At 64.3% G+C, this 9,811-nt stretch carries 7 protein-coding genes; 1 reads left to right on the forward strand and 6 read right to left on the reverse strand.

Annotated elements, in window-relative coordinates:
* The 6 genes from MJD61_12915 to MJD61_12940 all read right to left on the reverse strand — a co-directional run.
* Positions 1-186 (reverse strand): hypothetical protein (locus MJD61_12915; protein MCG8556169.1); only part of this gene is annotated, 186 nt, incomplete at its 3' end.
* A 286-nt stretch (positions 187-472) separates the two neighbouring features.
* Positions 473-853 (reverse strand): PIN domain-containing protein, encoded by a 381-nt coding sequence (locus MJD61_12920; GenBank protein MCG8556170.1) that lies wholly within the window; start codon positions 851-853, stop codon positions 473-475.
* A 530-nt stretch (positions 854-1,383) separates the two neighbouring features.
* Positions 1,384-2,913 (reverse strand): type I-U CRISPR-associated protein Csb2, encoded by a 1,530-nt coding sequence (gene csb2, locus MJD61_12925; protein MCG8556171.1) that lies wholly within the window; start codon positions 2,911-2,913, stop codon positions 1,384-1,386.
* Positions 2,910-4,121: a type I-U CRISPR-associated protein Cas7 gene (locus MJD61_12930; GenBank protein MCG8556172.1), complete on the reverse strand. Its 1,212-nt coding sequence runs from the start codon at positions 4,119-4,121 to the stop codon at positions 2,910-2,912. The genes csb2 and MJD61_12930 overlap by 4 nt, the downstream gene beginning before the upstream one ends.
* Positions 4,114-6,510 carry a type I-U CRISPR-associated protein Csx17 gene (gene csx17, locus MJD61_12935; protein ID MCG8556173.1) on the reverse strand — a complete coding sequence of 799 codons (2,397 nt, stop codon included), beginning with the start codon at positions 6,508-6,510 and terminating at the stop codon, positions 4,114-4,116. The genes MJD61_12930 and csx17 overlap by 8 nt, the downstream gene beginning before the upstream one ends.
* Complete coding sequence (locus MJD61_12940) at positions 6,500-9,304, reverse strand: DEAD/DEAH box helicase (protein MCG8556174.1); 2,805 nt, start codon at positions 9,302-9,304, stop codon at positions 6,500-6,502. Before MJD61_12940 ends, csx17 begins: the two co-directional genes overlap by 11 nt.
* Positions 9,305-9,553: 249 nt before the next feature.
* Here MJD61_12940 and MJD61_12945 point away from each other — a divergent pair, with 249 nt between their 5' ends.
* Positions 9,554-9,802 (forward strand): DUF2442 domain-containing protein, encoded by a 249-nt coding sequence (locus tag MJD61_12945; GenBank protein ID MCG8556175.1) that lies wholly within the window; start codon positions 9,554-9,556, stop codon positions 9,800-9,802.
* The last annotated feature ends 9 nt before the right edge of the window (positions 9,803-9,811 follow it).

The raw sequence follows: 9,811 nt of genomic DNA on the forward strand, positions 1-9,811 counted from the left end.
CACATCGACCGCGAACACGGAAGCCAGCTCCCTGACCCGCTCGACCACCCAGACCTTGCGGTGGTCGAAGTTGCGCCCCGAGTACCGGTCCTGCCCGCACAGGAACGCCCGCCGCACACAGCGGGATATCACATGATACCAAGGCGTCGCATCCACGCTCACCTGCTCCGCACGCGCCACCGTCATCGTACTTCCTCTATGGCACCGAGCAGCTACGTTGTCAAGACTATGGGTGTCCTTTAAAGTACTCGCCTGTGCTGACGCGCGTTCGCAGCGCGAGCGCAGACCAACTCGATAGATGGGCCGAGCGCGTCATCACCGCACCCAGTCTCGACGCGGTGTTTGAGTAGGCGTTGCCCAGTCCGGCCTGGCCGCCACCGCCACCTCGAACGCCACGCTTTCTTACCCGTCATCGGTCTGCCGCGCTCCGGGTTGCCTCCGATTTCACTCCGGGTCAGACCGCCCGTTCCGACTACACCTTAAACAGTCGGACCTCGGGGAACAGCTCGAGGTAAGCGGACAAGTCGTCGTAGTCCGATGTGTAGACCCTGTCACCGCGCCGAGAGGCGGAGGCCATGACCAGGGCGTCCACGAAGTCATCGCCGCGGGTCTGAGCCATGGCTTCGCCTGTCTGCTTGGTGAGTTCGAGCGTGAGGCTTTCGATATCTACGGACTGGAGAATCTGATCCGCTCGCTTGGTACGCGGTCCACGCCACCACTCTCCAATCACGGGCATCGGTACCGTGATGACCAGCGCTTCCTCGGCTGCAGTTGCCACCACCTTGCGCATTCGGAGCCGCCGCGCCTCCAGCGCGATCAGGGCACCGGTATCGAACGTCAGGCCTTGCGACATCTGCGGACGGGGATCAGCGGTTTTCGGCTTCGGCCCACTCTCGTCGTATCTCGTCGAGGTCGGCTTGCGTCAGCGGCCTTTTACCCTTGCCGAGCTCTGCCAACAAAAGTTTGCGAGCGGCCATCTGCTTCGCTGTCGGCTTGCGAAGCTTCTGTTTGGGCACATGCATAGGCGCGAGCCTGCGCTGAGCGCCCGTGCGGCGCCCGTTGCTCGCGGATCCCTTTTTCGCAGGCGTTGGCATGACTTCGGTTCAGTGTAGCACGCGGGCGGCCAAAGTGCTGCGGAGCCTGGTGGCAAGACAGCCTTATCGAGCTCTTCGTCGAGCGCCCTATCTCGATTTCGACCGCCACCACTCTAGAGCGACCTCGACTTCTTCGCGCTGCGCGCGGGCTGAACTCAACGCGGTACCTTCGCTACATCGGCTTCGCGCGGACGCTGAAAAGAACGAGCGGGCTCCGCGGGGTCAAGTAGGTGGGTGCCATGGTAGGGACTGACTCTCGGGATCAGGGCGAGGCTTTGAGGCTTCTTGGTCATCGACTACGTGCGCCAGGACGGAACAGGCCGAGACCGAAACTGCTGGAGTGCCCCAACCGAATGGGCCCAACGACAGGGGATGGAAAGGTCAGACGGATAGCCTGCCCTCGGCGATCACCCAGAAAGGCTCGCTTGTTCGCCTTTCGACGCGGCACATGGACTGCCACCCAAGCTGGAGCGCCGACAGCGTCGACGTCGACCTGCTCTGCCTCCGCGAAGCCCCGCCGTTGTAGCTCCCGCCGGACTTGCGCCACCAGCGACTCGCTCTCGCGCTCCTTTCCCCCGCGCAGGTAGTGCCTGGGCGGGACGTACGGCGTCACGGATTCCCAGTGTCGCGCTTCCGTCTCGTTGAACCCCGGAGGTGCAGGGACGTCACGATCCAGAGGAACCAGTCGCGCCTTCCACTCGTCCGCGTCTGAGCCTGCGGCGGCCCAGGACACGTCGCGAGAGGCGGCCAGCAGGATCGCCTCCTGCTCGTCCGCATCGAAGGCACGTGCGCCCCTCCAGACGATGAGGCGCGTCGGCCGACCGCCCTCGCACCAGACCAGAAATTCCGTGTGCCGATGTCCCTTGAGGGGGGCGTCGTTCGCGTCCTTGCCGACCATGTCCGCGATCGACTCGCGCACGTCGCGATCGACGCGCGTCCAGGTCACCGAAGCTTCTCCGGTCTTGAGCCGCAGAAGCTCGCGGAGCACGGCGCCTCGGAACCGTGACGTGAGTCGCACGATCGCTCGGGGCTCTGGCGCGACGTGCCATCCAATTGCGAACTGCATCAGGTGGCAATCGGGCCGATGCACAGGTACGCGTCGGCGCTCGCGGGACGCAGGGCGCGGTGGTCGAACTGCGTAAAGGAAGCGCGCACCCGGAGGAATCGCTCGCTGTTTGGACTGAGGGTCGTCGGTAATGCGCTCGACGTCTGCACGCGTGGCGTTTTCGAGTGGCACCAAGACTGGAACGGATCCAGACGTTCGCCGCTCCAAAAGTGTGCAGTTGTTCTCCGAGATGGTTTCCTCTGGATCCGCTCGGCGAATTCGCGTGAGCGTCTCGGCTCGTCCGAAGTAGGTAATGCGTAAGAGGCACTGATCAAGCACTTGTACGAGATGCGGCGTCCACGAGTCGCCGACGATGAACCACCACACCGGCGCTCGTGGGGGGACGCACCAGTAGTTGTCCTGCACCAAGCTCGTGCCATAGCTTCGAGTGCCCGCCTTTTTCTTCTCCGCTGGTTTCCAGCCGAAATCAGTGGGGTGGTACTGCCTGAGCGGGCTGCCTTTTCTTGCATCTGCGGGAGCGTGGAAGGCGTACACGCTCTTGCACAGGGCGGCCTGCAAGCCCTCGAGCTCAGCGACGTCTGGCTCTGGGTCTGTCTCGCGCGCCCACTGGTACCAGCGCGAAGTTATCGCGCGAACCAACCGCCAAGGGGACGGTGGCCACTCCCCGTGCGGGTCGTCGAACGGGTTCACGCGCCATGGCGTTGCGTGGAATCGGCCCAACGGGAACTCTTGGCGAAGGATGATCAGCATCATTCGGTTTCTTTCGAGCCATCGTCTTCCTCGGCGCTCTCGGTGCTATCGGCCGGAGCCTCCCGGTACAGTTCCTCACGGGGCCAGTACACGTCGGTAACGATCGGCAACTCCGGCTCGCCGTTCTCCTTACTTCGGAAGTCAGCGCTCGTGATCGCCGTGCGGATGTCGACGTCGAGTTCCACATCCTTTTCGGGACCCTCGAGGCTCTGAGCGGCACTCTTGAGGCTCGTACGTCGGAGGTGGCAGCCAGACCTGAAGCGGAACGGCGAATCGAGAAGTTTCCCGATCTTCCACAGCGCGAGCGCAACGACGAACTCCTTCTGCTTGTCCGACAGACCGAGCTGTGTCTCCTCGGCACCGTCGCGGCTCTTGCGGCCAAAGGATCGGATCAGGCTTACGTCTAGGACGAACGTGGCACGAATCGACTCTGCGGTGGCGTCGTCGACCGCGAAGATAGGCTGACCGGAAGTCGTTTTCCCCAGGTGGTCGAACTTCACGCCCGAGCGATCGACACGGCCTGCACCGAAAGCCTCAAGGTGTGCCGTGAGCGCTCGGGGGATCTTGATCTGCCACTCCGTAAACAGGACTCCGTGAACCAGCGAGTTCGGGTCGAACTGGAAGATGGTCTTGAAAACGTTCCACCACCGATGTGGCGGCGGATGGGCTATGGATTGCCCGTCACTTTGTATTCCGAAACGCGTCGGTCCCGCAAGTTCGTCGCCGAAGCTCTCATCGGCGATCGAGTGACCGCTGCCGACACGCCGCGCGCTCTTCCCATCCCACTTCCTGTTCTTGCGAACCCCGAAGAAGTAGTTCGAGGCGATGCGGTGCCCCTCGGTGAGGCTTGTGACTACAACCTCTCGACCCTCGCTTGGCAACCGCTTGCCCTTTAGATCGCCAGTCACGCACCGGAGGTACGGCATACCTTGGAGCTCGCTTACGAGATCGAGGTCGTGCGCACCGCGCTGGCAGACCGATTCGAGGTGGTTGGCCATGCTGGCGGCGCTGTCGACGATGCAGACACTTTCGGTGCTGCCGTCCTTTCGAGGCGCCTTGTAAATGACGTGACCGATCTCGGGAAACCCCGCGGGTTGGAACCGGTCACCAACGACCGGTTCGAGTGTCGCTGTCAGGACAAGCGGCGCCTCACTCTTCAAAACGTCGGAGGGAGTGAGCTTCTTCGGATGACTCGTCTCTGCTTCAGGCATGCGCTTCTCCTCTCTGTGGCCGGCGTCGAGGACGCAGCCAGCATTCGAATAGGACCGCTCGATCGCGGTCCGAGATGGTGAACAGCAGGGCTGCGACAAGGCGGTCCGGGTCGTGCGTGGCGAACGGCGCCTCGAACGACGCGAGGCGCGCACCGGCCATCGCGTAGCGGCTGCTCGCGAGCCCCAGCGCGGCGCCGAGTTTGCCCGCGCGAATCAACGCGACGAGCGAGCGAGCTGCCTCCGCCGTGCGCGCGCCCGTGTCATCGGAAAGAAGGTCGTTCGGCGAGAGGCTTCGAACGACCAAGGCCCGCCGATCGACGAGGGGCTGAGTAAGTCCCAGCAGTGCCAGTTCACCATCCGCTCGCGGACGTGCGGTCTCCGCGTTCACGAGGGAGCGCACCTCTTGCGAAATCCGTCGCCAGTCGAAGAGCGCGAGCCGAGAAATCCACGCCACGAAGAGTGACTCGTCGATCTCGCCTGCGAGCCAACGACTCACGTCCGACAATCTGGCGGGCAGCGGCCCGCGACCTTGCGGACGACGCGTGTTGGTGGCGTCCAGCTTGCCCTCGTCGAACAGGCGTCGCCACAGGACTGCTCCTATGACACGGGCAGGTTGCCCCGGTCCCCACACCCAGCGTGCAGGGGCCACCTTGGCGTGTTCGAACCAACTTGGCTTGGTGCTCCAGTCGTACTTGCCGTCTCTGGTCCATTCCACCCCAAAGCGGAACGCCGCGAACGGCAGTGCCTCAGGGAACGCAGACACGAGCGACAGGGCGAGCCGTGCCTCGACTCCGGGCCCCTCGTCGGCGAAGAGCAAAGACAGCCACTCGAGTGGCAGCGGCTTCCAGCGAACATTACCCTCGCGGAAGTTCCGGTTACGGTCGATGCGGTCCAGCCCCGCAGTGACCGCGTCGAGCAGAGCAATGCCCGCTTCGGACCGATTCGGCTCCGCTGCGACGTCGAGGAGCGCCACCTCGATCGGGCCACGAAGCCCCTCGAAGCGCCACCGCTGGCCCACCTTCCGGTCACGAGGGAAGCCGCGCTGCTCGATCAGGGCGGTGACGCGTTCGAGCGTCGACGAGCTTGCCCCGCTCGCCAGCTCAGTACCGGTGTCGAGGGAGAAGCGAGCCTCCAATCGGGGTTCAAATGTGTTTGCGCTTGTCGTTCTGCCTAGGGAGAAGCGACGAAACTCGCGGACACCAGCGTCCACGCCTCGCTCTCGAATGGCCGTCGCGAATGCAGCGGGAGTCACCGCGCCGCGCCCGCGGAGCTCCGCTCGGCCACGCGAGAACAGCGTCGTCGTCTCAGCAACGGTCATTGGGCGGGCCCAGATGGGCGCCCAGAGCTCGCCCAGTATGCGACCGGCCTCGCCAGCAGCCTCGGGAGCAACCGGCTGCGTGACGAAGGGGAACGCGCCGATGGCTCGCGTACGGGCACCGAGGCGTCGAGAAGCACCCCCAGCGAAGAAGAGCAGACCCTCGCACGCGAGCACCATCGCCCAGGGAGAGATCAGCGCCGCGCGTGCAGGAGCTTGACCGCTGTTGTAGGCCTTCGTCGCTGCGCTGAACCAGGATCCCGCGTTTAGCTTCTTCTCTACCCACGTCGTGGGCTGTCCGAGTAGCAATTTTTCTAGCTCATCTCTCGGACGCTCGGCCTTGCCCAAAGCGTCGTCGGCCTTGTTGGCCGCGCCTAGGTGCCTTTCGTCTGCCTTGACCCGTGCTTTCTTTCTCGCGTCGTCTGCTTTCCTCGTCGCGCTTTGGCGCGCGGCGTCCGTCTGTGCGCTACATGCCTTGTTGATGGCTGTTCTGTATTTCTCGTCGGCCTTGGCGTACGCCCGGTCCCGCACCTTCTTGGCCTCTGCTAACGCCCTCGCGTGCTTCTCGTCTGCCTCTTTGAGCCGTTCGATCGCGTGGGCGATTGCGTCGACGGCTAGCTTCCAGCCATCTGAGAAGTCGCGGTTGCCAGCGCTGCCGCCATTCCCGGTAAGCGGGTTGAACATTTGGCGTGTTGTGGCGACGATGTGGGAATCGAGAATTGCAACTGCGTCCTCGGGTTGTCTCGCGCGCCACTCGGCAATTGGTGTACCGGCCTGGGACACGGTGTTCTTGTTCTGCCCGAGCTTCGTCCCCTTCATCTGCTCCGTAAGCCAGCCTCGCTTGTACGGAGCCCACGCTCGTTGGCATGCAACTCGCACCAGCTCATCGAGCAGTTCATCGAGCGTCGTCGGGCCACCGACCAGCTGGAGGACGTCGTCTCGCCAGGCGATCCGCGTGCTCGGCCACCTTCGAGACAGCACCCGCAGGAGGCCGAGCGACGCGAGGTAGTTGCCGAGGCTGTCGGGTGACAAACCAGGCAACGCCAGAGCCGGAAGGCGAAGCTCAGCGGTCATTGCACACCTCGCTCGGCTTGAGAGCGCCTGTGGCGTGCGCTACATCGCTCGCTCGCCAGTCTGCGATGCGGACGAGCGCTTCCAGGTGCGCCAGCGCGAACGGACCAAGCTGACGTGGCTCCGTTTTGGGCACGACGCCGGCGTCGCTCTCATCCTCTGGGCGCCATGGACCGAGCAGGTCGGCGACGAGGCCCGTCCAGCCGTGTCCAGTCAATACGAACGTGTCGCCCTCCCAGCGGCCCTCGGCGCCGTCCTTCGCGATGGAGAAGTCGAGGGGCCAGTGGTCGGCACCGATCACAAGCTCGTTCGGATCGCTTCGCACGCCGAACACGTCGTCGCCCTCGCCAGTCGTCGAGCGCAGTACGGTGCGTGCCTTCCCGTGGTGCGTGGCGGCCAGGTAGACCGCGAGCGCCGGGTACGGCTTCGCCGCGCTGGCTCGGTACTTCCTCCACATCGCCAGAGCGGAGACGACCTCGTGGCGCAGACCCGGGCGGAACTGGAGGTGTCCTGCCCAGCGCACGCCGGCGACATTGCGCAGCGTTTTCAGCTCGCCGTCGCTGAGCTTTTCGTCGATGGCCCACCGAAGGCGAACGACGTCTTCGCGACCCCTTCGGCGAGATTCATCCGGCAGCGCGTGAGCCTGCGAGCGAAGCTTCGTGAACTCAGTCCGAACAGCGGAGTCGTCGCCCACCACATCTGCGGCGACGACGCGCGGGCTCTTGGCGAGCAGCGCGTCGGGCAAGCCGGAGCGACCCGGCAATGCGGCCTGCCACTGGGGATGCGCCTTGCCGAGATCGTGAAACCCTGACGCCTCGACGACGGCTTGTCGCGCGTCACGCGTCAGCGAGAGCGCCGTGCAAAGCTTCTCGGCCTCGCCTCGCGCGTCCTGGAGGTGGTCTTCGAGTCTTGACCAGTAGCCGATCTCGGTCCAGGCATCGTCTCGCAAGGTGGCACCGCGTCCGGCGCGAGGCACTTCGGCGAGTGCGTTCGCCTTGTCACCCGTCCAGCCTTCGGTGCTGTCGTAGCCGCCGACGTCGCGCTTCAGCATCACGAGCATACCGGGGCGGATGTCCCAGTGGTTCACTCGCTCCCAGCGGTCAGCCTCGTCGTCCCACAGCCACGCCTTGCCCTTGCTGCTTTCCAACATCTTCTGGACGCGGACGAAGGAGACGGGGCAGCCCTCCTTCGCGGGCTCCAGCAAGGGGCCGTCGAGTTCTTCACCACGCGGCGGGGAGTCGCCCGACCACTCGCGCCAGAAGACCGTCGCGTCGAGGTCGGGATCGGTGCCGCGCACGAAGGCGCTGACGTCGGTGAAGCCGCCGTGGACGTCACGCTCCGTGGAGAAGAGCCCGTGGACGTCGAGGGCGCGCGGTAGTGGGCTTGGCTTCGGCTGAAGCGTTTCCTCGAGCTCCTTCTTGCACTTCTCTCTGAGCTCGTCGGTGGCCTTCGCGAAGGGGTTCTGCTGCGAGAGAGGTGCAAACGCGGCCACGAGCTTCTTCGCGCGCTCGATGTCTGCCGCCTCGTATGGCCCGATTCGCTCGACCCTCTTGTTTCTGCCCTCCTTCGGCGTCTCCCAGACCCACGCGCATGCTTCCTGGTCATCTCCCTTTCGATTTAGACGCCCCAAGCGTTGCAACATCGAAGGCCACGGCGCGAGCTCGGTCCAGAGGTGATGTGCCGAGATATCGACGCCGGCTTCGATGACCTGCGTGCTCACGCAGATCAGCCCCGGATCGTCGTTCGGTAGCTTACCCACTTTGCGATTGGCATCGAACTCAAGGAGTCGCTGCTCATGTTGAGCGCGATCTTCGCGCCGGAATCGAGACGTCAACAGGACCTTATGGTCCACCGACGACAGTGCGCGGAACACCTCGCGGGCCATGTCCACGGTGTTGCAGATGACGAGGGAGAGCTTCCCTGCTACGTGCTTCTCCACCACCGCCTTAGAGATTGAGTCGGGCGTGACCGTCGTGGACTTCGCGGCGCCTCGCTTCTTCGCTCCGCTCGTCTTCGCGTTCGAGCCCGCTGGCTGCCACCACTCGATGGGGCGCTTCGCAGCTCGCCACCACGCGAGCCCCATGTCGTCTTCGAGCGCGGTCTTGAGCGTCCTTTGGAACTCGATCTGCTCCGAGGACGGTTCCCCGAGGCCCTCGCGCGTCCGGTCCGTGGTGCTCAGAAACGACGTACCGAGGGTGGCGCTCATCCACGTCGTCAGGCATGGCTTCAACGACGGGAACCGCTTCCTTCGCATCCAGTCGAGCTGCGAGGTCGTCCATAGGCCTGGCCCCATAAGCTGGACCTCGTCGATGAGCCAGCGGCAGTCGTTGTTGAGCAGACCGAAGTGGACCGGCCACTCGAAACGGCTCATCGCGTAGCCGCGATTGAGGGCTCGGGACAGGAGCTGGTCTTGCGTTCCGACCAAGATCCAAGGTCTGTCGGGACATCGAGCCCATTTGTCTTCGATCGAGCCTCCCATAAGCTGATAAACGCAGACGCCAAACCTAGCGTCGTGGTCCCGGAGGGCGCCGAAGTAGCCCGTAAGGCGCTGCACCGTCTGGCTCACGAGGCTGCGCATCGGAAGGCAGTAAACGAGGTGGAGCGGCTCCTCTTCGGAAGTCGCCAGACGACGCCAAGCCCACGCCAGAGCCACCTCGGTTTTGCCGAGACCGGTTGGAACAGGGAGGTTCTCCGGTAGACCATCGAGTGCCACCTGGAGCTGCCAACGGTACGGCGTGAGGCCGCCCGTAGCGATCTTGAAAAACGACGTGAAGCTGTCCGCTGTCGGGCCCATCATCCCCACCTCCCCTACCTACGCCCCCCGAGTCTCAGCTTGTGTGAGACAGGTTGTTTGACTGCGTGCTCTTTCCGCGCGTCTTGACCAGACCGGGCGATAGCGCACTCGACGCCCCAGCGAGCTTGTCCTGCACGGTTTCGCGCAGTACGGGCGGCTCGAGCAGTTCGGCGTGTTGGCTCCGCTTGGAATGGGCAGTGGCGCATAGGGCCGAGTTGATGGACAATTGGGAGACGTGCCTCTGGATTAACCATGGAACGGCTCGTGTACGTGGAAGCTCGGCATCCCCATCGTTTGTATGCGGAGTTCTCCGATGGCGTGGAAGGTGAGTGGGATATGACCGACAGCCTCGTGGGTCCGATCTTCGAACCCTTACGCGACGCGGTCTTCTTTGCTCGAGTCGAGCTCTCGGCGTGGGGCGCGCCCGTGTGGCCCAACGGTGCCGACGTGGCGCCGGATGCGTTGCACGAGCGCCTGGCACGCCGCCCAGTGCACCGCTGACATCCGGTA

Source organism: Pseudomonadota bacterium (assembly GCA_022361155.1).
GTDB lineage: Bacteria > Myxococcota_A > Polyangia > Polyangiales > JAKSBK01 > JAKSBK01.